General features: G+C 70.8%; 21 protein-coding genes and 1 riboswitch. Of the genes, 10 read left to right on the forward strand and 11 right to left on the reverse strand.

Translation table 11 applies throughout. The features are described 5' to 3' along the window. Both PV396_RS38760 and PV396_RS38765 read right to left on the reverse strand, forming a co-directional pair. Positions 1–1,969 (reverse strand): DUF5682 family protein (locus PV396_RS38760; RefSeq protein ID WP_319212993.1); only part of this gene is annotated, 1,969 nt, incomplete at its 3' end. Between the two features lie 154 nt (positions 1,970–2,123). Continuing rightward, positions 2,124–3,269 carry an ATP-binding protein gene (locus PV396_RS38765; protein ID WP_319212919.1) on the reverse strand — a complete coding sequence of 382 codons (1,146 nt, stop codon included), beginning with the start codon at positions 3,267–3,269 and terminating at the stop codon, positions 2,124–2,126. Between the two features lie 168 nt (positions 3,270–3,437). Between PV396_RS38765 and PV396_RS38770 the strand changes: the two genes are divergently transcribed. Further along, the gene (locus tag PV396_RS38770; protein ID WP_319212921.1) at positions 3,438–4,796 is read left to right on the forward strand and encodes an SWIM zinc finger family protein; all 1,359 of its coding nucleotides are present in this window, start codon (positions 3,438–3,440) and stop codon (positions 4,794–4,796) included. Positions 4,797–4,894: 98 nt separating this feature from the next. After that, positions 4,895–6,607, forward strand: a complete 1,713-nt coding sequence (locus PV396_RS38775; protein ID WP_319212923.1) for a DUF5691 domain-containing protein — start codon at positions 4,895–4,897, stop codon at positions 6,605–6,607. A gap of 50 nt (positions 6,608–6,657) precedes the next feature. On the opposite strand, the gene PV396_RS38780 is transcribed toward PV396_RS38775, so the two are convergent. Then, positions 6,658–7,062: a cobalamin B12-binding domain-containing protein gene (locus PV396_RS38780; RefSeq protein ID WP_319212995.1), complete on the reverse strand. Its 405-nt coding sequence runs from the start codon at positions 7,060–7,062 to the stop codon at positions 6,658–6,660. A 399-nt stretch (positions 7,063–7,461) separates the two neighbouring features. Here PV396_RS38780 and PV396_RS38785 point away from each other — a divergent pair, with 399 nt between their 5' ends. After that, positions 7,462–8,349 (forward strand): esterase/lipase family protein, encoded by an 888-nt coding sequence (locus PV396_RS38785; RefSeq protein ID WP_319212925.1) that lies wholly within the window; start codon positions 7,462–7,464, stop codon positions 8,347–8,349. A 239-nt stretch (positions 8,350–8,588) separates the two neighbouring features. After that, entirely contained in the window at positions 8,589–10,139 is a 1,551-nt protein-coding gene (locus tag PV396_RS38790) for a M23 family metallopeptidase (RefSeq protein WP_319212927.1), read from the forward strand. A gap of 90 nt (positions 10,140–10,229) precedes the next feature. Here PV396_RS38790 and pcrA read toward each other — a convergent pair whose 3' ends face one another. Then, complete coding sequence (gene pcrA, locus PV396_RS38795; protein WP_319212929.1) at positions 10,230–12,773, reverse strand: DNA helicase PcrA; 2,544 nt, start codon at positions 12,771–12,773, stop codon at positions 10,230–10,232. Between the two features lie 293 nt (positions 12,774–13,066). Next, positions 13,067–13,241: riboswitch (cyclic di-AMP (ydaO/yuaA leader) on the forward strand. Between the two features lie 7 nt (positions 13,242–13,248). Here pcrA and PV396_RS38800 point away from each other — a divergent pair. After that, positions 13,249–14,454 carry an NlpC/P60 family protein gene (locus tag PV396_RS38800; RefSeq protein WP_319212931.1) on the forward strand — a complete coding sequence of 402 codons (1,206 nt, stop codon included), beginning with the start codon at positions 13,249–13,251 and terminating at the stop codon, positions 14,452–14,454. Between the two features lie 28 nt (positions 14,455–14,482). Here PV396_RS38800 and PV396_RS38805 read toward each other — a convergent pair whose 3' ends face one another. After that, positions 14,483–14,836: a hypothetical protein gene (locus PV396_RS38805; protein ID WP_319212933.1), complete on the reverse strand. Its 354-nt coding sequence runs from the start codon at positions 14,834–14,836 to the stop codon at positions 14,483–14,485. 450 nt (positions 14,837–15,286) lie between these two features. On the opposite strand from PV396_RS38805, the gene PV396_RS38810 reads away from it, so the two are divergent. Next, positions 15,287–16,414, forward strand: coding sequence for an NlpC/P60 family protein (locus PV396_RS38810; RefSeq protein ID WP_319212935.1), 1,128 nt, complete (start codon positions 15,287–15,289; stop codon positions 16,412–16,414). A 16-nt stretch (positions 16,415–16,430) separates the two neighbouring features. On the opposite strand, the gene PV396_RS38815 is transcribed toward PV396_RS38810, so the two are convergent. Both PV396_RS38815 and PV396_RS38820 read right to left on the reverse strand, forming a co-directional pair. Continuing rightward, positions 16,431–17,246 (reverse strand): response regulator transcription factor, encoded by an 816-nt coding sequence (locus PV396_RS38815; protein ID WP_319212937.1) that lies wholly within the window; start codon positions 17,244–17,246, stop codon positions 16,431–16,433. Beyond that, positions 17,243–18,535, reverse strand: a complete 1,293-nt coding sequence (locus tag PV396_RS38820; RefSeq protein ID WP_416071557.1) for a PspC domain-containing protein — start codon at positions 18,533–18,535, stop codon at positions 17,243–17,245. Before PV396_RS38820 ends, PV396_RS38815 begins: the two co-directional genes overlap by 4 nt. Before the next feature lie 179 nt (positions 18,536–18,714). Between PV396_RS38820 and PV396_RS38825 the strand changes: the two genes are divergently transcribed. After that, positions 18,715–20,172 (forward strand): PspC domain-containing protein, encoded by a 1,458-nt coding sequence (locus tag PV396_RS38825; protein WP_319212940.1) that lies wholly within the window; start codon positions 18,715–18,717, stop codon positions 20,170–20,172. Further along, the gene (locus PV396_RS38830) at positions 20,159–20,428 is read left to right on the forward strand and encodes a hypothetical protein (RefSeq protein WP_319212942.1); all 270 of its coding nucleotides are present in this window, start codon (positions 20,159–20,161) and stop codon (positions 20,426–20,428) included. The genes PV396_RS38825 and PV396_RS38830 overlap by 14 nt, the downstream gene beginning before the upstream one ends. Before the next feature lie 103 nt (positions 20,429–20,531). Here the strand turns inward: PV396_RS38830 and PV396_RS38835 are convergent, their stop codons facing one another. Then, complete coding sequence (locus tag PV396_RS38835; protein ID WP_319212944.1) at positions 20,532–21,062, reverse strand: DoxX family membrane protein; 531 nt, start codon at positions 21,060–21,062, stop codon at positions 20,532–20,534. 158 nt (positions 21,063–21,220) lie between these two features. Beyond that, positions 21,221–22,498, reverse strand: coding sequence for a hypothetical protein (locus PV396_RS38840; RefSeq protein WP_319212946.1), 1,278 nt, complete (start codon positions 22,496–22,498; stop codon positions 21,221–21,223). 251 nt (positions 22,499–22,749) lie between these two features. Between PV396_RS38840 and PV396_RS38845 the strand changes: the two genes are divergently transcribed. Further along, positions 22,750–23,631, forward strand: coding sequence for a DUF4429 domain-containing protein (locus PV396_RS38845; protein WP_319212947.1), 882 nt, complete (start codon positions 22,750–22,752; stop codon positions 23,629–23,631). A 59-nt stretch (positions 23,632–23,690) separates the two neighbouring features. Here PV396_RS38845 and PV396_RS38850 read toward each other — a convergent pair whose 3' ends face one another. Continuing rightward, a complete protein-coding gene (locus PV396_RS38850) occupies positions 23,691–24,485 on the reverse strand; it encodes a class II aldolase/adducin family protein (protein WP_319212949.1) in 795 nt (264 codons plus the stop codon). A 193-nt stretch (positions 24,486–24,678) separates the two neighbouring features. Between PV396_RS38850 and PV396_RS38855 the strand changes: the two genes are divergently transcribed. Next, entirely contained in the window at positions 24,679–25,146 is a 468-nt protein-coding gene (locus PV396_RS38855) for a pyridoxamine 5'-phosphate oxidase family protein (protein ID WP_319212951.1), read from the forward strand. Between the two features lie 18 nt (positions 25,147–25,164). Here the strand turns inward: PV396_RS38855 and guaA are convergent, their stop codons facing one another. Further along, entirely contained in the window at positions 25,165–26,736 is a 1,572-nt protein-coding gene (gene guaA, locus PV396_RS38860) for a glutamine-hydrolyzing GMP synthase (RefSeq protein ID WP_319212953.1), read from the reverse strand. Positions 26,737–26,896: the final 160 nt, after the last annotated feature.

The following is a 26,896-nucleotide window of genomic DNA, read 5'->3' on the forward strand; positions in this document are numbered from 1 at the left end:
CGACCTCGCCTGGCTCCCCCGGCTCAGGGACTCTCGCCTGGACCTCGCCAGGGGCGCCCGCGGCGACGTCGGCCGCAGAGGCCCCCGAGGCCACCGATGCCTCCGAGGCCCCGATGTCCGCCGGAGATCCTCCCGGTGCCGGCGTGCTGTCCGGCACCGGGCTCGTCGTCTCGCCGAGCAGCCCCACCGCCCCGTGCACCGCGTCCACGTGGCGCCGCATTTCCTCCGCCGCATCCGTGTCGAGCGCTGCGCAGGCCGGTGGCAGGCCGACGAAGACGCGTTCGGCGAGGCCCGCCGCGACCTCGGTCAGCGCACGGGTGTCCGTACCGCGTACGTCGCCGTAGCGCAGGGTCCGGACCAGCGCCGGCAGTGCCTGCGCCAGGTGGCCCACGTCGGCGTCCAGAGCCGCGCGGTCGGCGAGGACGCGCATCACCACGGGAAGCGCCTCGGACAGTTCGGCGAGCAGACAGCGCTCGGCAAGCGCCGTCACGTCGCCCAGTGAACCCGCCCCGACGGCGTCGGCCTCCGCTCTGGCGGTCGCCGCCGAGAGCACCGTCGTCCCCCACACCCCGGCCTCGGCGACCCGTACCGCCAGCTCCGGCTCCCACCGCAGCCGCCACGTCTCCCGGAAGGTACCGGTACTGCCGCGCGACGCCGAGGGCTCGCCCCACCCGACACCGAGCAGCCGCAGCCGGTGCAGCAGCCGACTGCGCGCGGCGTCGGTCTCCTTGCGCAGGTCGAGCTCCAACTCCCGTTCCAGCGCCTCCGGTTTGAGCCGTAGTCGACGCTGAAGCCGCGTCAGGTCACGCTGCAACGGCACAGCGGGCGCCGACTCGGGGACCTCCCCGAGCACGTCCCCGACCACAAGCCGGTCGCGCACCAGGGCCAGCGGCACGTCCGAGCCCTCGCACATCACCGCCCGCACGGCGTCGGTCGTCTCGGTCAGCCCCGGCAGCGGGCGGCCCCGCACCGCGGCGAGCGTCTCCGCCAGCCGCACCGCCTCGATGACATGCGCCGAGGAGACGATCCTGTCCTCGTCCCGCAACAGCCCGGCCACCTTGGTCATCCACCGCTCGACCGGCCGGTCCCGCGCGCCGAACAGGTGCCCGTACCAGCCGGGCGAGTCGATGCCCGCCCCGTATCCGCTCGCCCGCGCGAGCCTTCGATGCGTCCAGGGCACCCAGGTCACGTCCACCTTGACCTTGGGCAGCCCCTTCAGCAGCGCCCGGTCCGCTGCGACGGCGGCCCTTCGTCGCAGCGCGGGCACATGCCAGGCGCCGCACACCACGGCCACCGCCGCGTCCCCGAACTCCCGCTGCGCCGCCCGCATCTGCAGCCGCATGTACGCCTCTCGCACCGGGTCCCGGTCATGGCCCCCGGTCCCGTACACCTCCCGCAGCGCACCCATGGCCTCTTCGAGCACCTCGAAGGGGGCGAACGCGTCGCCTTCCGCCGCCCCCCGGTGCTCGACGACGTCCTCCCACCAGCGCTCCGGATCGTCGTAACCACCGGTCTGTGCGAGCACGGCGAGCGGATCGACCCGCACATCGACATCAACATCGGCATCGACATCGACATCGACGCCCGTGCTCTCACCCGTACCCGCGTCGGGCGCCCGGCCGTCACTCCTGTCCCCCCGGTCGGCCAGCGTGTGCGTGGCGGGGAGGTCGATGAAGCGGGCGGGGACCCCATGGTCCAGCGCCCAGCGGATCGCCACCCACTCCGGGGAGAACTCGGCCAGCGGCCAGAACGCCGAGCGGCCCGGTTCGTCCACGGCGTGGGCCAGCAGGGCGACCGGCGGTCGCATGTTCTCGTCGGCGGCCAACGGGATCAGGGCGTCGGCCTCGGGTGGCCCCTCGATCAGTACCACCGCCGGCCGCGCCGCCGTCAGGGCGGCCCGCACCGCCCGCGCCGACCCGGGCCCGTGGTGCCGCACACCGAGCAGCAGCGGCCCGGTGCCACGCTCCATGTCCGTCACTCCGCCTCCCTCCTGCGCCACGTCGAGTCGTCACCAACAGCCACGCTCACCACACCGACCCGCACGGACACCGAATCGCCTCCCGTCGACATGCCGTCCTCACTCCCCCGCCTGTTCACGCCCGCCCGCACGCCCACCTCCCGGCTCACGCGCTCACCTCCCGGCACGCCCGGTAGAAGTCCTTCCAGCCGTCCCGCTCGCGGACCACCGCCTCCAGGTACTCCTGCCACACCACCCGGTCGGCCGCCGGATCGCGGACGACGGCGCCGAGGAGGCCCGCGGCGACATCGGAGGCCCGCAGGACGCCGTCGCCGAAGTGCGCCGCCAGGGCCAGGCCGTTGGTGACGACCGAGATCGCCTCGGCCGTGGAGAGCGTGCCGCTGGGCGACTTCAGCTTCGTCCGGCCGTCCGACGTGATGCCGTCGCGCAGTTCGCGGAAGACGGTCACGACCCGGCGGATCTCGTCGATGCCGTCCGGCACGGCCGGCAGGTCGAGCGAGCGGCCGATCTGGTCGACCCGGCGCGACACGATGTCGACCTCGGCGTCGGCGCTCTCCGGCAGCGGCAGCACGACGGTGTTGAAGCGTCGGCGCAGGGCGCTGGACAGCTCGTTGACCCCCCGGTCGCGGTCGTTGGCCGTCGCGATCAGGTTGAACCCGCGTACCGCCTGCACCTCCTGCCCCAACTCCGGTATCGGCAGCGTCTTTTCCGACAGGATCGTGATCAGCGTGTCCTGGACGTCGGCCGGGATTCGGGTCAGTTCCTCGACCCTGGCCGTCATCCCCTCCGCCATCGCCCGCATGACGGGGCTGGGTACGAGAGCTTCGCGGCTGGGACCGTGCGCGAGGAGCCGCGCGTAGTTCCAGCCGTACCTGATCGCCTCCTCCGGCGTGCCCGCCGTGCCCTGGACCAGCAGCGTCGAGTCGCCGCTGACGGCCGCCGCCAGGTGCTCGGACACCCAGGTCTTCGCCGTGCCCGGCACTCCGAGCAGCAGCAGGGCACGGTCGGTCGCGAGAGTCGTGACGGCGACCTCGACGATGCGGCGCGGGCCCACGTACTTCGGGGTGATCACCGTGCCGTCCGGCAGGGTGCCGCCTTGCAGATAGGTCGCCACGGCCCACGGCGACAGCTTCCAGCGGGCGGGGCGCGGACGGTCGTCCTGCGCGGCCAGCGCCGCGAGTTCGGCGGCGAAGGCGTCCTCGGCGTGCGGGCGCAGTTCCTCCGTGCCGTTCGCGTGCGCGGACTGCTCGTGACGCGGGTCGACGGATGTCGGTTCAGCGGAAACAGGCATGGCTCGGTCCCCCTCCAGCTCGGCCGGTCTTGGCCCGTTCGGATCTGGTGACCACACTGCACCACGCCACTGACAATGCGTCCTGACCTGCAAAAACGCAGTTACGAGAGCCGAGCGGCGACAGCGGCGAAAGGCCGATTGTCAGTGCCGGGATCTACCTTCGATGTCATGACTCAGCAGGGGGTGCGCTGGACAGCGGATCAGGTGCTGGCACTGGCGCCTGACGTCTCGTCACGCAAAGCGGGAAGCAAACTCGGCGCGGCCGGGCCTTGGTCGGAGGCCGGCTGTTCTGACGAGGGGACGGTGTGGGGACTGTGCAAGGGCAGTGGCAGCAAGCCGTATCAGACGGTCGTCGACATCGCGGACACCACCGGGCCCGCGTACAAGTGCAGTTGTCCGAGCCGCAAGTTCCCGTGCAAGCACGCGCTCGGGCTGCTGCTGCTCTGGGCGGGCGAGGACGGCGCGGTGCCGCGAGGCGAGGCGCCGGGCTGGGCCGAGGAGTGGCTGGCGGGGCGGCGGAAGCGGGCGGAGGACAAACGGTCGGCGGGGTCGGACGGTTCCCCGGCCGGGGCCGGTGATCCGGAGGCTGCGCGGCGCAGGGCGGAGCGCCGGGCCGATCGGATCACGGCGGGGGCGACGGAGCTGGAGCAGCGTCTCGCCGACCTGCTGCGCGGCGGCCTGGCCACGGCGGAGCAGGCGGGGTACGGGCTGTGGGAGGAGACCGCAGCCCGCATGGTCGACGCGCAGGCCCCCGGACTTGCCGCACGGGTGAGGGAGTTGGGGGCGATACCGGCCTCCGGCCCGGGATGGCCGGTGCGGTTGCTGGAGGAGTGCGCGCTGCTCCACCTCCTCGACCGGGGCTGGCTGCGCCGGGACGAGCTGCCGGACGGTCTGGCGGCGACCGTGCGGTCACGGATCGGCCTGCCCGGTTCGGCGGACGGCCCGCCGCTGCGCGACCGCTGGCTGGTCCTCGCCCAGTACGAGACGTCGGACGCCCGCCTGACAACCCGTCGGATCTGGCTGCACGGCACGGAGTCGGGCCGCACGGCCTTGCTCCTCTCCTATGGGGCAGCCGGCCGCGCCCCCGAACTGGCGCTGCCGGTCGGGCTGGAGTTCGAGGCGGAGGTGTCCGCGTTTCCGGGTGCCGGACAGCTTCGGGCGTCCCTGGGCGAGCGGTTCACCCCGCCAGCGCCGACGAACGTACGGCCGCCCGGGACGACGGCCACACGCGCGGCGGAGCTCTACGGGGACGCCCTCCGGGACGACCCCTGGCTGGACTCGTACCCGGTGACGCTCGACCGGGTCATACCGGTCCCGGACAACGGTTCCTGGCAACTGGCGGACGCAGACACGGACTTGGCGCTGCCCCTGGCCCCCTCGGCCGTCGCTCACCCGGGCCTGTGGCGCCTCGTCGCCCTCTCGGGCGGTGCCCCTGTCACGGTCTTCGGCGAGTGCGGTCACCGGGGTTTCACCCCTCTGACGGCCTGGCCGGAGGGGATGGCGGGACAGGCGGTCCCGCTGTGCTGAGGCCCGCGACACCCCAGGGCTCCACAACTCGCCACCGGCGACTGGTGACCGGTGACCGGCGAGCGCACCACTGACGACCGACGACGAAAGGGAATCTCATGAACGGCAGCAGGGCTTCCGCCCCCGAGGACTCGCCTTCCGTGGGTGCACCCGCGGCGGGCGCCTGGGAGGAGCTGGTCACCGCGGCGCTGCTCGGCACGGAGCGGCGTACACCTCCGGGCTTCCCGCCCGGCGGACAGGCGCCGGTCGCGCTGCTCGACGCCGCGGCCGTGGAGACCGTACGGCGCCGGGCGGGCCTGCGTCCGGCCCGGGCCGCCAGGCGGCCGGAACCCGCTGCCGCGGACCCGCGCCCGTCACTGCCTCCCGCAGCGGCCCGCAGGCTTGCCCTGCTGCTGGCCGACCGGCCCGGCATCCCCGGCGGCAGCGGTCGCCGGGGTACCGCGCCGGATCTGATGGAGCTGCTGCCCCAGTGGCTCGCGGCGGCCAACGCGCACGGGTTCACCGCCCCACCGCACACCCTTCCCGCGCTGCTCGACGCGGCCAGGGGGCGTACGGATCTTCGTCCGGCGGCGCTTGCCTTCGCGGGCCCGCGCGCGCTGTGGCTCGCCCGGCTGAACCCGGACTGGCGGTTCGCCCTCCGCTCCGCCCCGGGCGGGGGCACGGCCCTGCCCGGCGTCGAGGAGACCGAGCGGATCCAACGGCTGTGGCAGGAGGGGCTGTTCGCCGAGCGGGTCTCCCTCCTCGCGGCGATACGCGCGCGGGAGCCCGCTGCCGCCCGGGAGTTGCTGGAGACGACCTGGCCGACGGAGCGGGCCGAGGACCGGCTGATGTTCCTCGACTCGCTCCGCATGGGCCTGCGCTCCGAGGACGAGCCCTTCCTGGAGCGGGCGTTGGCCGACCGCAGCCGCAATGTCCGGGCGACGGCTGCGGAGTTGCTGTCGGCACTGCCGGATTCGGCGCTCGCGGCACGTATGGCGCTCCGGGCCGGAGCCTGCGTGGCACTCGACCGCACAAGCGGCCCAAGCAGCCCAAGCAGCGCGAACAGCCACGCCGGTACGAGAGACGAACCCTCACTCGTCGTGGAGGCACCGCACGAGTGCGACGCCGGAATGGAGCGGGACGGCGTCGTGGCGAAGGCCCCGGCCGGGCGGGGTGAGCGGTCCTGGTGGCTCGGGCAGTTGGTGGAGGCCGCCCCGCTCGGATCGTGGTCGGGGCGGCTCGGCGGCCGTACGCCGGAGGAGATCGTGGCGCTGCCGGTGGCGGACGACTGGCAGGGCGAGCTGCATGCCGCGTGGTGCCGGGCGGCGGTGCGGCAGCGGGACGCCGCGTGGTCCCGGGCGCTCCTCGGCGCGCCTTCGACACCCGAGGCGGGCGGGCCCGGCGCGGTGTCCCTGGCGGAGCGGGCGAAGCTGCTCGCCACGCTGGACGAGGCCGAACGGGCCGGGTGGGTGGCCGGGTTCATCGCGACGCACGGACTGTCCGAGGCCTTCCAGCTACTCGGGGTGTGTGCGGTGCCATGGGCACCACCACTCGGGCGGGCAGTCGTCGACGCGCTCAATATCGCCCGGGACGCGGGGAGTTACCCATGGAGTTTCAGTGGGGTGATGGGCTTGGCGGAACGCTGCCTCGACCACTCCGAGGCCGGCCGCCTCGATGGCCTGCTGGCGGTCCCGGACGAAGGGGAAGACGCGTCACCGGGCGCGGGAACCTACTGGGCGGAGGCGTTCCAACGCCTGGTGGGCACGTTGCGTCTGCGCGCGACGATGGCAGAGGAACTGGGGTCCGCCCCACCGCGCACCCCTTCCGCTTGAAATATGGGGGTGTGGGTGGGAACGTCTGAACAGCACCCGCACTCACCCCCTCACGACCGCACCGCTCCCCGAACCCACTCCACGACCGAAGCCGTGGTCGCCCCAGGTGTGAAGATCTCCGCGACCCCCTTCTCCTTGAGGGGCCCGATGTCCGCTTCGGGAATGATCCCGCCCCCGAAAACCTTGATGTCGGCCGCGTCCCGCTCCCGCAGAAGGTCGATCACGGCCGCGAAGAGCGTGTTGTGAGCCCCGGAGAGAACGGAGAGCCCGATGGCGTCGGCATCCTCCTGGATCGCCGTGTCGACAATTTGTTCGGGAGTCTGATGAAGGCCGGTGTAAATGACCTCCATACCCGCATCCCGCAGTGCCCGCGCGATCACCTTGGCTCCGCGATCGTGGCCGTCGAGCCCCGGCTTCGCCACGACCACGCGGATCGGACCCGTTGCCGCACCCATCGCTGCCTCCAAGAAGTGAACGACCGTTAAGTCAAGCATCCCGCAACCGGCAGTTTCACGATGCTCGGCGAGGGGGAAATCACACAGTGGGACACGTTCGCCGCGCACCGGCGGGACCGGCGCAAGGGAGCCGCATCGAGGTCGTCGTACCACCGCGTCGCGAGCCACGCGCCGTGGCGGTACGGAGCATCGGAGATGGCACGAAGGGCAGGAAGGCACGCAGCGGGGAGCTTCGTCGCCGTACGGCTGGGGAGCTTCGCCACCCCTTGACGTCGCACCAACCACAAGCCCCACTCGTGCACCACCGCCGACGCCACCACCGGCCGCCCTCGTCGCGAGCCCCCATGAGGGCACACGGGGGACAGAGAAGTCCTCCCGCGTGCCGACAGGAGGTCGGCCATGAAGGTCATCCGGGCAGTACTGCCCATGCTGCCGCTGTGTGAGCGCGTTCTGCCGAGCAGGCTGACGGGGCTCTCGATCGCTCTCCTCAAGGCGACCGCCCTGGAGATCGCGATCCTGGCGGGGCATCTGCTCCTCTATCCGTCCGGCATCGTCCAGGAACGCCGGACCACCATCCCGGAACCCTCCACGCTCCCCGAAGCCCCCACCGCCCATCTGCCGACAGAGCCGAAGCCCCCGGTCGTCCTCCTCCACGGCTTCATCGACAACCGCTCCGTCTTCGTCCTGCTCCGCCGCTCTCTCACCCAGCACGGCCGGCAGCAGATCGAGTCGCTCAACTACTCCCCGCTGACCTGCGACATCCGCACCGCCGCCGAACTGCTCGGCCGGCACATAGAGGAGATATGCAGGCGCACGGGCCAGCCCCGGGTGGACATCGTCGGCCACAGCCTGGGCGGCCTGATCGCGCGCTACTACGTACAGCGACTCGGCGGTGACATCCGGGTCCGCACCCTCGTGACCCTCGGCACCCCGCACTCCGGCACCCGGGCCGTCCCGCTGGCCGACGCGCACCCGATCGTCCGCCAGATGCGCCCCGGCTCGGAGGTCCTCCAGGAGTTGCGGCTGCCCGCGCCGGACTGCCGTACCCGTTTCATCGCTTTCTGGAGCGATCTGGACCACGTGATGGACCCGCCGGAGACGGCCTGCGTCGAACACCCGGACCTGATGGCGCAGAACGTGCAGGTCACCGGCATCGGCCACCTCGCGCTGCCCGTGCACCCCGCCGTCGCGACCGGTATAGGGCAGGCCCTGGACCAGAGCGACGACTTCCCCACCACCGGTGCGCGATCCGACCGAGCCCGGGCCGGTGGCCTGACGGTGGCGTAGTCCACGCTTGGCCACGCCCGGAGCCGTCCACAGGCGGCTGCGGATCGCCGAACAGCCACCGCGAATCGAACAATCATCGAACGCCAGGCCAAACCCGTGCCCGCAGTCCCCCGAAACACGGCCGAATGCCCGTTTCCCCCAGGCATGAAACCCACGGAAGATTGTCGCGCCCGCGTACCGCCGGGTACAGTCACCGCACTGCTCTGCCAGCCCCTGTTGTCGAGGCGAAAGAGAAGTTGGTGAACGAACGTCACCCGTCGGGGACCATTACCTCCCCGACTCCGGCTTCCGATGCCGCGACGGCGCATTACCCGTCGTACGGCACCCAGGAAGCTCCCCTCGGTGACTTCACCACGTGCGACCCCACCTTCGCCAACGGTTTCGACGCGAACATGGGCACGGGTACCGCCACCGGAAATTTCGAAACCGACCCACTTTTCGGCAACATGGCGGGCGCCGAAGCCACGGGTTCGTACGACAACTCCCAGTGGTCCACCGGCAGTCACCACACCCTGAACTACGACCCCTACGCGGCCCAGCACCACGCCGCCTACGACACAGGGGCGTACGACACCACCTCGTGGGCGCCCGGATACCAGCAGCTCGCCGACATCCCCGCGCAGACTCCGCCTCCGGGCGCCGAGACCAGCGGTCAGTGGGACGCGGGCGCCTGGCTCCAGCCCGAGCAGTCGGCCGACCAGACCCAGCACTGGGAATGGGGCACGCAGGCCTTCGACAGCGGTGTGTACGACGCCACCCAGTGGAACTCGGACAGCGGCCCGGACAGCACGCCCGCTCAGTCCGCCGAGTACGACCACGCTCGTGAGCACGAGTACGACGAGCAGGCCACCGCGATGTTCGAGCAGATCTCGGACGCGGCGGACGCACCGGAGCACGACCGGCACGCCCTCGACCACGACGAGTCGGACCTCGTCGCCGACGGCGAACTGCCCGCCGAGGCCCCGCTGCTCGACGGCCAGGAGGAGATCGACCCGGGCGCGGTCCCCGGAGGCGGGCGCGCGGCGTCCCGTACGGCGGCGCGCAACGCGGGCCGGTCCCGGCGTCGCACCCCGGCCAAACGTTCCGCTCTGCTGACCATCGCCGTTCCGTCCGCCTGTGTGATGGGCGTCGCGGGCATCGCCGCCGCCTCCGTGGTCGGGACGAACGGTGACGCCGAGCAGAACACGACGACGTCCGCCGCCGACGGCGTCGCCGTGAAGCCGTCCACCGCGAACAACAAGCTCGACTCCCAGCTGGAGAGCCTCTCCGCGGGCGCCGACGACTTCGCCGACCGGGCCAGCCGGACGCAGGAACGTATCGACCTCAAGGCCCAGCAGCTCGCCGAGAAGAAGGCGGCCGCGGCGGAAGCGGCCCGAAAAGAGCGGCTGCGCCCGAAGTACGCCCTCCCGGTCGCGCAGCACGGCCTCAGCGCCTACTTCGGCCAGGCCGGCATCAACTGGATGTCCGTGCACACCGGGATCGACTTCCCCGTCTCGTACGGCACGACGGTGATGGCCGCGACCGACGGCACCGTCCGGACGCAGTGGAACAGCGCGTACGGCAACATGATGATCCTGACCGACAAGGACGGCACGGAGACGTGGTACTGCCACCTCTCCAGCTACCAGGTCTCGTCCGGCACGACGGTCAAGGCCGGCGAGCCCATCGCGTACTCCGGGAACTCCGGCAACTCGACCGGCCCGCACCTCCACTTCGAGGTACGGCCCGCCGGCGGCTCGGCGATCGACCCGCTCCCGTGGCTGCGCAGCCACGGCCTCGACCCGACGTAGTTCCGGCCGGTCCCTCGATCCCCTACCTCGTCAGAGGCGTGACCCGGGCATCTCGTCGATGCCCGGGTGCGCGGTTGCCCGCTCGTCCGGTTACAGCTTCTCCACCGGTGCGTATCGCAGCAGCAGCCGCTTCGGCTTGTCCTCGCCGAAGTCGACCGTCGCCTCGGCGTTCGAGCCCGTGCCCTTGACGCCCACCACCGTTCCCAGCCCGAACTGGTCGTGCGTGACCCTGTCCCCCACCGCCAGCGCGACGACCGGCTTCTCGGCGCCGCCCCGGCGCGTGGCGAAGCCGGACGCGCCCGAGGCCGCGGAGCGCGAGCGCGAGGACGACAGCGAGGACGCCACTCCCGACGCCGGGCCGGAGGACTTCGCCGAAGTCATCGCGCCCGTGCGCTTCCACTCCAGATGCGTCGCCGGGATCTCCTCCAGGAAACGCGAGGGCGGGTTGTACGAGGGCTGCCCCCACGCGCTGCGCAGCGAGGAGCGCGTCAGGTACAGCCGCTCACGCGCGCGCGTGATGCCGACGTACGCGAGCCGTCGCTCCTCCTCCAGCTCCTTGACCTGGCCGAGAGCACGCATGTGCGGGAAGACGCCGTCCTCCATGCCGGTCAGGAACACGACGGGGAACTCGAGGCCCTTGGCGGTGTGCAGGGTCATCAGGGTGATGACGCCGGAGCCGTCGTCGTCCTCGTCGGGGATCTGGTCGGAGTCGGCGACCAGGGCGACCCGCTCGAGGAAGGCGGCGAGACCGACCGGGGCCGGCGCGTCGCCCTCTCCGGGCTGCTCGGCCTCTCCCGGCTCCGCTGCCGCTGCTGATTCCTGCTCGAACTCCAGGGCGACCGCGGCGAGTTCCTGGAGGTTCTCGATCCGGGTCTCGTCCTGCGGGTCGGTCGACGCCTGCAACTCGGCTAGGTAGCCCGTGCGTTCGAGAACCGCTTCCAGCACGGTCGCCGGGCCCGCGCCGGACTCCGCGATCGTCCGCAGGTCCTCCATCAGCGTGTTGAACCGCTTGACGGCGTTGGTCGACCGCGAAGCCATCCCGTACGCCTCGTCGACGCGCTTCAGCGCCTGCGGGAAGCTGATCTTCTCGCGCTGGGACAACGCGTCGATCATCGCCTCCGCGCGGTCGCCGATGCCGCGCTTGGGGACGTTGAGGATGCGGCGCAGCGGCACCGAGTCCTCCGGGTTGGCGAGGACACGCAGATAGGCCAGGACGTCCCGGACCTCCTTGCGCTCGTAGAAGCGGACACCGCCGACGACCTTGTAGGGCAGGCCGACCCGGATGAAAATCTCCTCGAAGACTCGGGACTGGGCGTTCGTCCGGTAGAAGACGGCGACATCGCCCGCCTTCGCGTCGCCCGCGTCCGTCAGCCGGTCTATCTCCTCGGCGACGAACTGCGCCTCGTCGTGCTCCGTGTCGGCGACGTAGCCGGTGATGCGCGCGCCCGCGCCCGCGTTGGTCCACAGGTTCTTGGGGCGGCGGGACTCGTTGCGCTCGATGACCGCGTTGGCGGCGCTCAGGATCGTCTGAGTGGAGCGGTAGTTCTGTTCGAGCAGGATCGTCGTCGCGTCCGCGTAGTCCTCCTCGAACTGGAGGATGTTGCGGATCGTCGCCCCTCGGAAGGCGTAGATCGACTGGTCGGCGTCGCCCACGACGCACAGTTCGGCGGGGCGCAGGTCGTACTCGCTCGGCGGTACGTCGATGTCGTCGCCGGTGTGCTCGGCGGTGCCGACGAGTTCCCGTACGAGCGCGTACTGGGCGTGGTTGGTGTCCTGGTACTCGTCGACCAGGACGTGCCGGAAGCGGCGGCGGTAGTGCTCGGCGACGTCCGGGAAGGCGCGCAGCAGATTGACCGTCGTCATGATCAGGTCGTCGAAGTCGAGCGCGTTGGCCTCACGCAGCCGCGACTGGTACATCGCGTACGCCTGGGCGAGGGTCTTCTCGAAACCGTCGCTCGCCTGGGCGGCGAAGTCCTCCTCGTCGATCAGCTCGTTCTTCAGGTTGGAGATCTTCGCACTGAAGGACTTGGGCGGGAAACGCTTGGGGTCCAGGTCCAGATCGCGGCAGACGAGCGCCATCAGCCGCTTGCTGTCGGCGGCGTCGTAGATGGAGAAGGAGGAGGTGAAGCCCAGCCTCTTGCTCTCCCGCCGCAGGATCCGCACGCACGCACTGTGGAAGGTCATCACCCACATCGCGTTCGCGCGCGGGCCGACGAGCTGCTCGACGCGCTCCTTCATCTCACCGGCGGCCTTGTTGGTGAAGGTGATCGCGAGGATCTGGCCGGGGTGGACGCCACGCTCGCCCAGCAGATACGCGATCCGGTGCGTGAGTACGCGCGTCTTGCCGGAGCCGGCGCCCGCCACGATGAGCAGGGGGGTGTCGGCGTGCACGACAGCCGCGCGCTGGTTCTCGTTCAGCCCCTCCAGGAGCGCAGCGGAGTCCACCACCGGACGGGGTGCGCCGTCGCGGTAGTACGCGTCCCGGTCCGGCGGCGCGTCGAACTTCCCGCCGAACAGGTCGTCCGGAACGGGCTCCGGCGCGTGCTCGTCCTCGGGCGGTGGCGGGGGTTCCTCCGCGTGGGCCCGAGGGCCCTGGAGGTCCGCCAGGAAGCTGTCGTCAAAGAGGCTGCTCATCGCTCTCCGAGTCTAGGCCTCCCCACTGACAGCCCGCCCCCACCCCGAAAACATCCCCTGGTATCGGCACCGGCCGACCAGGCCGTCCGGACAGCAGGCCCGAAAGAGGCCATACATCAACATTCCTCAAGAATCTTCACAAACAACTTCCGATCGACCACACAGAGCCATGTTTAGGGGCAAGGTCACAAAAACGTACCGGGCATAGCGGTCATCAACCTTCACAGGAGGCACACCTGTTGGTTAGCGTTTCGTAAGGCCGCTCGATCTCCACCGGCGAACCTCGCCGGGCCGTGCGGCCTCCGCCGAGTCCGATCGTGCCGCCCTGTGCGGCAGGAGCCGGGGACCCACCGAAATCCTGGGGTGAATCGGTCCAACCGCCGTCCAGGCAAGGACCGTAGGGCAACCCTTCCGAACCACCCGCCCGAACCCGACAGCTAACCCGGTAGGCGGAACGTGGAAGGAGTCGCCTCCCTTGGCGTCGTCGCACCGCAAGTCGCGCCCTACGGGAACGCGCGTAGCAGGCATACGGACCCCCGCCTTCGCCACGGCGGCCCTGACCTCCGTCGCCCTGCTGTCCCAGACCGCCAACGCCGCGCCCACGGCGCCCTCCACACCTCCGGCTCCCGCGTCCGACGACAAGCCGAGCATGGAGGAGGTCGAGGCGAAGGTCGGCGACCTGTACCGCCAGGCCGAGTCCGCCACCGACAAGTACAACGCCGCCAAGGAGAAGGCCTCCAAGCAGCGGGGACGTGTCGACGCCCTGATGGACGACGTGGCCCGGCGCACCCAGAAACTCAACGACGCGCGCGAGGAGCTGGGTTCCTTCGCCGCGGCCCAGTACCGCACCGGGTCCGCCGCTCCGGACACGGCGACGTTCCTGCTCGCGGACGACCCCCAGGACTACTTCGACCAGAACCAGCTGATGGACCGTCTGACCGCCCGCCAGAAGGACGCGGTCGACGACTACATCACCGAGCAGGCCGAGACGACGCAGAAGCGCCAGGAGGCCTCGGTGACCCTCGAGTCGCTCACCGAGTCCCAGGACGAACTGCAGATCACCAAGACCGCCGTCCAGACGAAGCTCGTGGAGGCCCGTCGGCTGCTCTCCCGCCTCACCGCCGAGGAGAAGCTGCGCCTCGCGGCGATCGAACGGGAGAAGCAGGCGGTGGCTCTCCGCCGGGCGCAGGAACTCGCCCGGCAGCAGCAGGAGGCCGAGCAGCGCCGGCAGGAAGCGGCAGCCGCAGCGGCCGCGGCACAGCCCGCGGCGGGCAGCAGCGCCTCGGACACTCCGGCACCGGCGGCTCCCGACGCCTCGTATGCCACCAAGGCCGAGAAGGCTTTGACCTTCGCACGCGCACAGATCGGCAAGCCGTACGTCTGGGGAGCGACCGGCCCGGATTCGTACGACTGTTCGAGTCTCACCCAGGCCGCCTGGCGGGCCGCCGGCGTCACCCTCCCGCGCACCACCTACGACCAGGTGAACGCGGGCACGACGGTCTCCCTCTCCGACATCCAGCCCGGTGACCTGGTCTTCTTCTACGACGACATCAGCCACGTCGGCCTCTACATCGGCAACGGCATGATGATCCACGCCCCGAAGCCGGGTGCGTACGTCCGGGAGGAATCGATCTTCTACGACGGCGAGTCGACGATCCACAGCGTGGTGCGCCCCGCCTGACGCACAGCGGAGGGAAGGTTCGGCCGGGTCAGGTCCAGAGCACGGCGATGAAGATGTTCGCCGTGGTGAACAGGCCGACCAGGCCGAACAGGCGTTTGTCCACGGTCTCGTCGTCCCGCTTCACATAGACGAGGCCGAGGATCACGATCAGCAGGGCCAGCTTGACGCCGATCTTGACGTTGTTGACCGTCTGGTCGTCGGCCTGGTTGAGGCCCACCAGGGCGACGCCGGTGACCAGCATGGTGAACGCGCCGTGCAGCATCGCCGGCACGAAGCGAGCCGTGCCCTGCCCCATCGCCTTCATCTGGGTGAGAAACCCGCCCAGGAGCGACGCGATGCCGATGATGTGCAGGCCGACGACGAGATGGATGAGTACGTCCATGAGGCCGGAGCCTAGTCAGAGGCACCCGTGCCCCATGACACCGGGCCGGGAGTGCGCGGCAAGACCTCGCATATATGCACCCCATAGCACCCTGTCACCCCCACGCGTCCCGTGAACCTCCGCATCGATCAGCCCTCAGCGCGAAGGCGGCGGCGCCGGAACCGGATCACGGTCGCATGCGGTCACCCGGCGGTCGGCTCACGCCAGTTCCGTACATGGCGTTACCCCCACGACACTCTCAGGTTTAGCGTCCTCCTCCAGGTGACCGGCTCCCCACCGCCGCCCGGGCCAGGGGCGGCAGTCGGACACCACCGCCGAGAAAGTCCGGCGGCGGACCGCTTCCCCTGTGCGGACCGTCGCCGGACGCGCAACCGCCCTCCTGGGTCCGCTTCCCAGGCAGCCGTCCGGCGGTCGTCGTAGTGGCGGTCGTACGAAAGGACGTGACCCCCCGTGGCAGCGCACCGCAAGCCCCGACAGCGCTCGCTCAACGGCAATACGGCCCGCACCGCTGCGACGATCGCCCTCGCGGGCGCGGCGACGGCGACCGGCTTCGACGGCATCGGCTACGCCGAACCACAACTGACATCGGCGCAGGTCCAGGCCAAGGTGAACAAGCTGTACGAGGAGGCGGAGGTCGCCACCGAGAAGTACAACGGCTCGAAGGAGAAGGCGGAGCGAGCGGAGCGGCGACTGGAGAACCTGCGGGACGAGGCGGCGCGCAAGGAGGAGCGTCTCAACTCGGCCCGGGAGGCACTGGGTTCGATGGCCGCAGCGCAGTACCGCGCCGGCGGACTCGACCCCGCGCTGCAACTCGCCCTCTCCGACGACCCCGACGGCTATCTGGACGGCGCCGCCTTCGCCGAACGGGCGGGCAGCAGACAGGCGTCGGACGTGGCCCGTGTACGCAACCAGCTGCGGGAGATCGAGCAGCTGCGCGGGGCGGCCCACGTCGAACTGACCACCCTTAAGTCCCGCCAGGCCGAACTGAACCACCACAAGAAGACCGTCACCGGAAAGCTGGGCGAGGCCCGGCAACTGCTGTCCCGGCTCACCACCGAGGACCGCACCCGGCTCACGGCGGACGGCGGAAGCGGTGGCGCGGGCTGGGGCGGGGCACACGCGTCGCGGTCCTCGGGGAGTGCGCGACAGGGGCTGGCGGCGGCCGGCACCGCCTCCACCCCCGGCACGCCCGGGGCGGCCGCAACCAGCGGTGCGGCCGAGGCGCCCAACTCACGTGCGGCGGCGGCTGTTTCCTACGCCTACCAGAAGCTCGGCAGCCCCTATGTGTGGGGCGCCACCGGTCCCGACGCCTTCGACTGCTCGGGCCTCATCCAGGCCGCTTACCGCAACGCGGGCATCTCCCTGCCGCGCACCACCTACGCCCAGATCAACGCCGGCCAGCGTGTCTCACAGTCCGAACTCCTCCCCGGCGACCTGGTGTTCTTCTACTCGGGCATCAGTCATGTCGGCATCTATGTGGGACGCGGCCAGATGATCCACGCCCCCAACCCCTCGGCGCCGGTACGGGTGGCCCCCCTGAACGAGATGCCGTTCGCGGGCGCCACCCGAGTGGCATGAGGCCGGGCCCACTCGGCTAGACCAGGCGCCGTGCCGTGGCCCACCGCGTCAACTCGTGCCGGTTCGACAGCTGGAGCTTCCTGAGAACCGCCGACACATGCGACTCCACCGTCTTCACGGAGATGAAGAGCTGCTTGGCGATCTCCTTGTACGCGTACCCCCTGGCGATCAGCCGCAGCACCTCTCGCTCGCGCTGCGTGAGGCGGTCGAGGTCCTCGTCCACCGGCGGGGCATCCGTGGACGCGAAGGCGTCCAGCACGAAGCCGGCAAGCCGCGGCGAGAACACCGCGTCGCCGTCCTGGACGCGGAAAACGGAGTCGACGAGATCCACGCCGGTGATCGTCTTCGTGACGTATCCCCGGGCGCCGCCGCGAATCACACCGATGACGTCCTCCGCGGCATCCGAGACGGACAGCGCCAGAAAGCGCACCGGCCGCTCCGCGTCGGCCATCAACGGGGCGCAACGGCGCAGCACTTCGACGCCGCCCCCGCCCGGCAGATGGACGTCGAGGAGGACCACCTCGGGCCGGGTGGCGGTGATGACGGTGACCGCCTGGTCGACATCGGCGGCCTCCCCGACCACCTCGACGCCGGTCCGCTCGGTCTGCCCGATCTCGGCCTGCACACCCGTACGGAACATGCGGTGGTCGTCGACGAGAACCACACGCACCCGCCGCCCGCTCGCCTCACCACTGCCGCTTCCGTCCCCGGCAGACCCGCCGGCCTGTGCGGCCTCGGCGGCTGCGGCCGGTCCGGCATCGGCTGCCCGCTCGGCCGACTCCTCCGAACCGGCCGACTCGCTCTGCCTGTTCTCCCCGTGCGCCTCGCTCATGACGTGCTCTCCGCCCTCTCCATCTCCAGCTCGACCTCCGTGCCGCCGCCCGGTACCGCGCGCAGCCGCGCCGTACCGCCGTTGCGCTCCATACGGCCGATGATCGATTCTCTGACGCCCATGCGGTCGGCGGGTATGGAGTCGAAGTCGAAGCCGGGCCCACGGTCCCGGACGGACACGAAGACCGTCCTGCCCTCGACCTCGGCGTAGACCTGCACCGCGCCGCCCTCGCCACCGTACTTGGCGGCGTTCACCATCGCTTCCCGCGCGGCCTGCATCTGTGCGCCCGTTCTGTCGTCGAGCGGGCAGTCACCGACGACCACGACCTCTATGGGGACGCCGTGCTTGTCCTCGACCTCCGCCGCGCTGCGCCGCACCGCCTCGGCGAGGGTGCTGGGTTCGTCGGCCTCCTCCTTGCCGGTGCCCTCCGGTTTGTAGAGCCAGTTGCGCAGTTCACGCTCCTGGGCACGGGCGAGACGGCGCACCTCGTTGGGGCTCTCCGCGTTGCGCTGGATCAGGGTCAGGGTGTGCAGCACCGAGTCGTGCACATGGGCGGCGACCTCCGCGCGTTCCTGGGCGCGAATGCGCATCAGGCGCTCCTCGGAGAGGTCCTGGGTCATACGGACGAGATACGGACCGGCCAGCAGGGCTATCCCGACCAGCACCGCCAGCGCGGCCTGCAGCACCGAGCCGAGGTGGGCGGCGGAGCCCTGCAGCACGAACACGCCGGAGACACCCGCCGTGACCAGCATGACGCCGGCCGCCGTGCGCAGGAGGGTGAGAGTGCGGCGACGGCTGCCGACCTCCATCCAGCGGGCCCGCCGTGCGTTGTCCGCCTGACGCCAGACCAGGGCGACACCGGCGGCGACGAGCACGGTCGGGAACAGATAGGCCTTGGCGCCCCCGCCGAGATTCACGTTGCCGACGAAGACCATGGCCACGACGACCATGAGGAGCAGGGCGACGATCTGCCCCTTGTCCGGCTTTCGGGCGACGAGTCTGCGACGGCCGTCGGGCGAGGTCTCGGCGGTGACGAGGGACGGGGGGCGCTGTGCCTCGACGCCGCCGACACCGAGCGGAACGAAGAACCAGAAGGCCGCGTACAACAGCGCGCCGAGTCCGTCCGCCATGAACAGGCCTACGAACATGAGGCGCAGCCAGATCACCGGCAGCCCGAGATGCCCGGCCAGCCCTCGCGCCACGCCTCCGAGCCAGCGTCCGTCGCTGCTGCGGTAGAGCTTGCGCGGGGGCCGCGGTTCGACGAGTGGCAACGTTGCGGCTTCCGGCATGCCATCGATGTTCACACGCCGGGCGGGCCCGGGCATCAGGGTCGGCCCCCGAGACTCCCCTGATCTTCCGGCCCGCCTGCCGTCGAACGCTTCCCCCGTCCCCTCTCAGGGCCGATATCAGGGTTCGCCCAGGGTCATCCCGACTGCCGCCGGACCGCCTCAACCGCCACCATGGACGCATGACAGATCACGCACACGCCGCGACGGGTCCGGGACCCGGCTCCGGCCCGCGCCCCGTCCCGGGCGCCGGGCCGCAGGATGCCGCGCCCGCCGCGGCAGCCCCGCCCACGGAGAAAGGGGAACCGCGCGCGCCCGAGCACACGGACGCGGGCGCACAGCCAGATACGGGAGCGGGAGCACCTCCCGGTCCCCGCCCGTTCAGGCGCGACCGACAGCAGAAGATGCTGGGCGGTGTGTGCGCGGGGCTCGGGCGGACCTGCGACATGGACCCGGTGATCTTTCGGATCACGCTCGCGGTGCTCTCGGCGACCGGCGGCCTCGGCCTCATCTTCTACGGCTTCGCCTGGCTGTTCGTGGCGTACGACGACGAGGAGGAGAACGAGTTCCGCAAACTGCTCACCGGCCGAGTGGACGGCCAGGGACTGGCTGCCGTGCTCTTCGCGCTGGTCGGCTGCGGTGTGTTCCTGACGATGCTGAAGAACGGCGGAGTGCTCTCCTTCGCCGTCATACTGTCCATCCTCCTCGGAGGCGCCGGCTACTGGTCGCGCAACCGCGGCGCCCCCGACCCCGATCCGCTGGCCGCCCAGGCCGTCGCCGACGCCCCACCGGAGGCCCAGGCGCCGCCGGTCCCCGCCTCCTACCCCTCGTGGTGGCGCGACCCCATCGTCAAGGACGGCACACACGTCGGCGGTACGGGGTATCTGTGGGGGCCCCACGACACCCGGGACCGGGACATCGCGGCGGCGATCAACATCACCCAAGGCAAGTACGGCGGCCGGCATCCGGACATACGGGCCGCCTGGCCCCGCCAACCGAAGCCGCGCGGCCCGCGCTGGATCGGCGGCTGGATCTTCCTGATGGCACTCCTGGCCGGTTTCATCGGAACGGCCGCGCGATGGTACGACCGGCCACTCGCCAACAGCTTGCAGACCGGCCTCGCCTGCGCCCTCATCGTGTTCGGCGTCGGCATCACGGTCAGCGCGTTCCTCGGCCGTACCGGAGCGGGCTCGGTGTTCCTGGCGGTCATCACGGCGGCTCTGCTGGCAGGGTCGGCGGCGCTGCCCGAAGAGGTCAGCACTCACTGGGTGCGCAAGGAATGGACACCGACCGCGGTGACAGAGGTCCTACCGAGGTACGACGTCGGCACGGGCGTCGCCACGCTGGATCTGACCGGGTTGCGGCTCGACAAGGGGCAGACGGTGAAAACCGCGGTCGAGGTGGGCGCGGGCCGTATCCAGGTGATCGTGCCAAAGGGCGTGACGGTGAAGGCGGAGATCGAAGTGGGCATCGGCGACATCCAGTTGCCCGGCGACGGCAAGCAGGACGTGGACGTCGCACCGGGCAAGCGCAAGGAGGTCACCCTGTCGCCGACGGGCGGCGGTGCCGACGCCGGCACGCTCGACCTCGACCTCGGGGTCGGCCTGGGACAGGCGGAGGTGACCCGTGCCTCGTCATGAGTTCCAGCCCGGAAAGCTGATCGCGGGCATCTTCGTCACCATCGCCGGCATCACCTACGTGGGCGACGCGAACGATGCCTGGAAGACACCCTGGTTCGCGGTGATCCCGCTCCTGATGTTCGGCCTGGCCTTGGCAGGCGCGGTGGCCCTCCTCACGGGGGCGATACGCCGCGCAAGGTCCCGCCGCGCGGCAGGGCCCATCGGCCGCACGGCGGAGGGGGCGGGACCGTCAAGGCCGCCGGAGATACCGAGCTGACCGGCCTCGACGTCCGGAGTCGGCACGCCCACGCGCACCGGCTCCACGGCCCCGGCTGCTACCGCACCGACTCCAACCGCCTCTCCTGCTACCGCACCGCCTGCTAGCGATATCCCCCGGACCGCTGCCGCCGTCGTGCTCGTAGGGCGGCGTCCACGGAGAGGACGGACGCACCGGCGAGGATCAGGGGGATCCAGGCCATCAGGTAGGGAAGATCGTTGCCGTAGTAGTACGGATCGGCGGCCCAGCTCATGGTCAGCCAGAGGCTGAGGGAGATCAGCGCACCGCCGACCGCCGCCAGCCGGGTGAGCAGTCCGAGCAGTGTGCCGATGCCGACGGCCAGCTCGCCGAAGGCGATGGCGTAACCGAAGCCGGCGGGGCTCTTGAGGGCGAGGTCCACCAGGGCGGGGATCGCGGAGGAGTCACGGACCGACCGCATCAGGTCACCGACGGAGCCTGATCCGGAGTCGGCGAAGAAGGAACTGTCCGTGAGCTTGTCCAGGCCGGCGTAGATGAAGGTGACGCCCAGGAAGATGCGCAGGGGCAGCAGGGCGTAGCGGGTGGCTGTGTCCCGCCAGTCCCGGTCGCCGTCGAGATAGGGAGAGTGCGTGTCCGTCCGAGTGCTGTGAGCCATCGCCCTTAGCCGCCTCTCGCGCGCCAATGTTGACCCCTCAACAGACGATACGCACGACCAGGTGACCTCGCTCACCCCCGGCACAGCATTTTTCCGCACTTTGCCTGGAGAACAGCAGTCACAGAGACCCGCAGCCCGCAAGCGTCAGGAGGCCACGCTCAGTCCGTCACATCGATCACGCACCGGTTCGTCTCCACGCCCGCCGCCGTCACCACCTGCACCTCCACCCGGCCGGGCTCCACATCCGCCGGTACAGGCACCGTCAGTACCTCGTCCCGGGGGTTGCTGAAGCCACCGGGCACCGGGACCAGGGGGACATGCACATGGACCGGGCCGATGCGGACGACCATGCGGGACAGCCGGTCGGCGGTGCCCGCACCCGGGGGCACGAAGCCGGCGCCGCGGATCTCGATGTCGTCGCCGGTGCGGATCGGGGCGTCCAGGTCGCCCGCCTCCCGGGCCCGCACGACAGAGAGGATCACCGGTCGGCCTCCCTCGGCGTACTTGCCGGCCACATAGGTCGCCGCCGACACCAGCACCACCACCGCCAGCCCCCACGGCAGGTCAGGCAGTTGATCCGGGCGCCGGGCCAACCGTACGACAGCGAACAGGAGAGCGACCGTGCCGATCACCACGTACTGGATGTCCGCGAAGGTGCCGCGGCCCGCGTCGTCCGTCAGGAGGTCGGCGGCACGGGGGCGGTCCGCGCGGACCTTCTGCAGCCGCTGGCCGAGGACACGCAGGCCGACCACCCTGCGTACGAGCACCGCGATGGCGCACACCACCGCGAGGACGGTCACGACGCCCGCGCCCCGGGCGAGTTCGAGGCCGGCGATCAGCGCGTCGCGCTCCTCGTGGCCGGAGGCCGCCGCCAGCCGGCCCACCAGGACGAGCACGGCGTATGCCAGGAACAGCACCCAACCCGCCGCCACCACACGGGAGGTCGACAGGCGGTTGTCCTCGCCGATCAGGGGCGCCAGCGCTCCGCCCCGTGCCCGGTGGAACCAGGACGCGGCGGTCAGCGCGCCGCCGACGAGCACGGCGGCCACCAGCCCTGCCGTCCGGGCGGCGGTCCAGCCCGCCCCGATCGCGGTGAGCGCCTGTACGAGCAGCAGAACACCGATCAGCGCCCACACCGTGACCGCAGTACGGCGCCACAGTCGCGCGAGCCACACCTCGCCCTCGGCCCGGCCTCGCTCGGCGACGACGGCGGCCGACTGGGTCAGTTCATCGGAGACCCACTGGCGGGAGGCCGACGCCGAATGGGCCACCGCGGCCGGCAGCCCCTGCCCCGCAGCGAACCCTTCCCGCATGAGCAGGAACTCGGCGACCGCACGCCGGTGTCCCGCACGCGCGCCGTGCGGGCAGTCCCCACAGGCACAGCCACCCCCGTGTTCCCCGGGCAGCACACCCTGCCTCGCCTCGTGCACCGCCACGCCCGACGCCCGCCTTCCCCACACCCGACACAACACACCAAGAACCAGGACATCAGCACACCGGTATGCACCGGAAAACACCGGAATGCACAAGGACTCAGGAGGCCCGAAACCCGGCCGCGCAACTCCCCCACGACGAGAGCGAATTGTGCCCTACCTAACACCGGTCGCGTGCGGCAGGTCCGCCCCGGCAGCGGAAAGGGCGAGTGAAACCGCGACCCCCGTGTTGACCCGGCTGCAAGAATTCACGTATGGCCGAGATCATCCAGCGCGACGGGACCTGGGCCTTCGACGGCAGCACGGTCAGGATCACGCCGGGGCTCCACCGTTCCGTGCCCCTGTTCCGGCAGACGTACGGCGAGGTCGCCGTGCCCCTGGAGGCCGTCTCGGGCATCGTCTACGAACCCGAACGCAAGCGCGGGCGGCTGCGGCTCAGGCTCCGCGAGGGAGCCGACCCGCTGCTCCAGGCGACCGGCGGACGGCTGCCGGACGCGGCCGATCCGTACCGGCTGACCGTGGACATCGACCGGTCTGGGATCGCCCAGTACCTCGCCGAGGAGATCCGCCACGCCCTGCTCCTCGATCCGGTGCACGAGGAGCCCGCCAAGGTGTATCTGCTCCCGGGCCCGCCCGTGCCGGTGTCGGTGCGCTCCAGCGACGGCACGGTGTCGTTCGACGGCACGCGGGTCCGTATCGACTGGGCCGACACCTCCGACCGGGTCAAGCGGGCCACCGGCCCCCGCATCATCGCGACGCAGGATCTCGTCCAGGTCGACTGGCTGCCCAACTCCGGCTACGAGGACGGCTTCATGCGCTTCGTGACCCGCGAGTCGGTGTTCTCCAAGCTGCCGCCCGAGAAGGACCCCTACGCCCTCGACCTGTGGGGCAGCGCGCGCCGCGACCTGCTCACGGCGCTCGTCGCGACCGCGGTCACCGCCCGGCTGCCGCACCCCTCCACCCGGGCGGTCGACCATGGGGAACGGCCCCCGCTCACGCCCGCTCTCCCGCCCCAGTCCGACCACCACGACGTACTGCTGCGCAGGCTCCGGGAGTTGGGCGAGCTGCACCGCGAGGGTGTGCTCACGGACGACGAGTTCACGACCACCAAGGCGGCCGTCCTGCGAGGCTTCTGACCCATCCGGGCTCTCGTCCTCGCGCGGGGTTTCCGGTGTCCCCAGGACCGCTGGTTCCGCTAGCTCAGCAGATCCGGCTCGCTTCTGCTGATGTCCCGCCACAGGGGCTGGTAGTTGATCCACGCGACGAGGTCCCCGCCGAGCTGCTCCCGTGTCGAGACCGCCTGTTTGTGGTCGATCAGGATGGGCCGACCGGCCGCCTTCGCGGTCAGCTGGACCTGGCTGGACCGTTCCATCGACAGGAACCACCAGGCCGCCGCGTCCACCGAGTCGCCCACCGTGAGCAGCCCGTGGTTGCGCAGCACGAGGGCCTTGCGGGAGCCGAGCGCGGACGCGATGCGCCGACCCTCGTCGGCGTCCACGGCGACGCCCGTGTAGGCGTCGTACAGTGCGTGGTCCTCGTAGAAGGCGCAGCTCTCCTGGGTGATCGGGTCGAGGAGGTCGCCGAGGGCGGCCAGGGCGCGGCCGTGCACCGAGTGGCAGTGGGCCACGGCGACGACGTCCGGGCGGGCGGCGTGCACCTGGGCGTGCACGGTGAAGGCGGCCTGGTTGATGTGGTAGCGGCCCTCGATGACCTGGCCGTCCTGGTTGACCATGACGAGGTCGCTCACGGTGACCTGCTTGAAGGGCATCCCGAAGGGGTTCACCCAGAAGCAGTTGCTGTACTCCGGGTCGCGCGCCGTGATGTGCCCGGAGACACCGTCCTCGAAGCCGAACCGTCCGAACAGCCTGATGGCCCCGGCCAGCCGTTCCTTGCGGTGCCTGCGCTCGTCGTCGAGCGACTCGTACATCGGGGGCATCGCGAACTGCAGCTGGTCGGTGGGCAGCGGCAGGGGCGGAGTGGGCCCGTGCATAGGTCCTCCAGCACTGGGTTCCTTTACGGAGCGGAAGTTACCGTCGGTCCGCGCAGGAGAACAGGGATGTTTGCGAAGTGATGAAACAGATATCGGGCCGGGACCCGAGACACCGACGGGACGCCGGACGAACTGCGGCGAATAGGCGAATACACGTCAGCGGGTGTCGGGTATCGGCGTCAGACTCGACTCCATGAACTGGGCAGTATTCACCACAGCGGAACCCGACCTGGCCGAAACCGCCGAGAAACGCTTCCGGGCCTTCACCCACCACACCCTCGCCACCCTCCGCAAGGACGGGTCGCCGCGCACGTCCGGCCTCGAAGTGCGCTTCCTGAACGGCGAGTTGTGGCTCGCCATGATGCCGGACTCGCTCAAGGCACGGGACCTGCTCCGCGACCCGCGCTTCGCCCTCCAGGCGAACCCCGGCGCGGGGACGGACATGAGCGGCGGCGATGTGCGGATCAGCGGGCAGGCGTACGAGGTCCAGGATCCGGAGGTCAAGGCAGCGTACGCCGAAGAGGTGGAACCGCCGGAGCCGTTCCACCTCTTCCGTACCGAGCTGACGGAGGTCGTGCGGACGTCTGTGGAGGACGAGAAGTACCTGGTCGTCCAGGTGTGGCAGCCCGGAGAGCCGGTACGCACTCTCAGGCGGACGTGACCCGCACGGTCCCTGGGACTACTCCCACTCGATGGTGCCCGGCGGCTTGCTCGTCACGTCGAGGACGACCCGGTTGACGTCGGCGACCTCGTTGGTGATGCGCGTCGAGATCTTCGCCAGGACCTCGTAGGGGAGGCGGGACCAGTCGGCGGTCATCGCGTCCTCGGAGGAGACCGGGCGCAGGACGATCGGGTGGCCGTACGTACGGCCGTCGCCCTGGACGCCGACGCTGCGGACGTCCGCGAGGAGGACCACCGGGCACTGCCAGATGTCGCGGTCGAGGCCGGCGGCGGTCAGTTCCTCGCGGGCGATCGCGTCGGCCTCGCGCAGGAGGTCGAGGCGGTCCTTGGTGACCTCGCCGACGATGCGGATGCCGAGGCCGGGGCCGGGGAACGGCTGGCGCTGGACGATCTCCTCCGGCAGGCCGAGTTCCTGGCCGACCATGCGGACCTCGTCCTTGAAGAGCTTGCGCAGCGGCTCGATCAGCTCGAACTCGAGGTCCTCGGGCAGCCCGCCCACGTTGTGGTGGGACTTGATGTTGGCGGTGCCGGTACCGCCACCGGACTCGACCACATCGGGGTAGAGGGTGCCCTGCACGAGGAAGGCGACCTCGGGACCCTCGTCCGCGATGATCTCGGCCTGCGCCTGTTCGAAGACGCGGATGAACTCGCGTCCGATGATCTTCCGCTTCTCCTCGGGGTCGGAGACCCCGGCGAGCGCCTTCAGGAACCGCTCCTCGGCGTCGACGACCTTCAGCGTGACGCCGGTCGAGGCGACGAAGTCCTTCTCGACCTGCTCGGTCTCGCCCTTGCGCATGAGGCCGTGGTCGACGTAGACGCAGGTCAGCTGGGAGCCGATGGCCTTCTGTACGAGGGCTGCGGCGACCGCCGAGTCCACGCCGCCGGAGAGGCCGCAGACGGCGCGCTTGTCGCCGACCTGCTCGCGGATCAGCGCCACCTGCTCCTCGATGACGTTGCCGGTGGTCCAGGACGGGGTCAGGCCCGCGCCCCGGTAGAGGAAGTGTTCGAGGACCTGCTGGCCGTGCGTGGAGTGCATGACCTCGGGGTGGTACTGGACCCCGTACAGCTTCTTCTCGTCGTTCTCGAAGGCGGCGACCGGGACGACGTCCGTGGACGCCGTGACCGAGAAGCCCTCGGGGGCGGCGGAGCAGGCGTCGCCGTGGGACATCCACACCGACTGGTCCGCCGGGGTGCCCTCGAAGAGGGTGGAGGACGTCTTGGTGACGGACAGCTGTGTACGGCCGTACTCACGGGCTCCGGAGTTGTCGACCGTGCCGCCGAGGGTGGTCGCCATCAGCTGGAAGCCGTAGCACATGCCGAAGACGGGGACGCCGGCCTCGAAGATCGCGCGGTCCAGGCGCGGGGCGCCCTCCGCGTACACCGACGAGGGGCCGCCGGAGAGGATGATCGCGGCCGGGTTCTTGGCGAGCATCTCCTCGACCGGCATGGTGCTCGGCACGATCTCGCTGTAGACCCGGGCCTCGCGGACTCGGCGGGCGATGAGCTGGGCGTACTGCGCACCGAAATCGACGACCAGGACGGTGTCGGGGGCGGGGGTCGCTGCTGACACGGGGGCCTTCCGGCGGTTGGGCGGGGGTCTGTACTACCGATTCTACCGGGGTGGACGTCGGGCACCTCGCCGTCTCCGGGGGCTGCCGCCCCCAGGCCCCCGCCTCGGCCCGGAACGAGCCTCGTCCGCAATCGCCGGACGGGCTGAAGGTGCACAGCAC

The organism is Streptomyces sp. ME02-8801-2C (assembly GCF_033793965.1).
In the GTDB taxonomy this organism is placed as follows: Bacteria; Actinomycetota; Actinomycetes; order Streptomycetales; family Streptomycetaceae; genus Streptomyces.

Bases quoted from the DNA above. Each gene is read 5' to 3' on its own strand.
- PV396_RS38765 (WP_319212919.1), bottom strand. From the start codon at position 3,269: ATGCCTGTTTCCGCTGAACCGACATCCGTCGACCCGCGTCACGAGCAG.
- PV396_RS38785 (WP_319212925.1), top strand. From the start codon at position 7,462: ATGAAGGTCATCCGGGCAGTACTGCCCATGCTGCCGCTGTGTGAGCGC.
- PV396_RS38835 (WP_319212944.1), bottom strand. From the start codon at position 21,062: ATGGCTCACAGCACTCGGACGGACACGCACTCTCCCTATCTCGACGGC.
- PV396_RS38820 (WP_416071557.1), bottom strand. From the start codon at position 18,535: ATGCCGGAAGCCGCAACGTTGCCACTCGTCGAACCGCGGCCCCCGCGC.
- PV396_RS38845 (WP_319212947.1), top strand. From the start codon at position 22,750: ATGGCCGAGATCATCCAGCGCGACGGGACCTGGGCCTTCGACGGCAGC.
- PV396_RS38850 (WP_319212949.1), bottom strand. From the start codon at position 24,485: ATGCACGGGCCCACTCCGCCCCTGCCGCTGCCCACCGACCAGCTGCAG.
- pcrA (WP_319212929.1), bottom strand. From the start codon at position 12,773: ATGAGCAGCCTCTTTGACGACAGCTTCCTGGCGGACCTCCAGGGCCCT.
- PV396_RS38770 (WP_319212921.1), top strand. From the start codon at position 3,438: ATGACTCAGCAGGGGGTGCGCTGGACAGCGGATCAGGTGCTGGCACTG.
- PV396_RS38805 (WP_319212933.1), bottom strand. From the start codon at position 14,836: ATGGACGTACTCATCCATCTCGTCGTCGGCCTGCACATCATCGGCATC.
- PV396_RS38775 (WP_319212923.1), top strand. From the start codon at position 4,895: ATGAACGGCAGCAGGGCTTCCGCCCCCGAGGACTCGCCTTCCGTGGGT.
- PV396_RS38815 (WP_319212937.1), bottom strand. From the start codon at position 17,246: ATGAGCGAGGCGCACGGGGAGAACAGGCAGAGCGAGTCGGCCGGTTCG.
- PV396_RS38855 (WP_319212951.1), top strand. From the start codon at position 24,679: ATGAACTGGGCAGTATTCACCACAGCGGAACCCGACCTGGCCGAAACC.
- PV396_RS38825 (WP_319212940.1), top strand. From the start codon at position 18,715: ATGACAGATCACGCACACGCCGCGACGGGTCCGGGACCCGGCTCCGGC.
- PV396_RS38780 (WP_319212995.1), bottom strand. From the start codon at position 7,062: ATGGGTGCGGCAACGGGTCCGATCCGCGTGGTCGTGGCGAAGCCGGGG.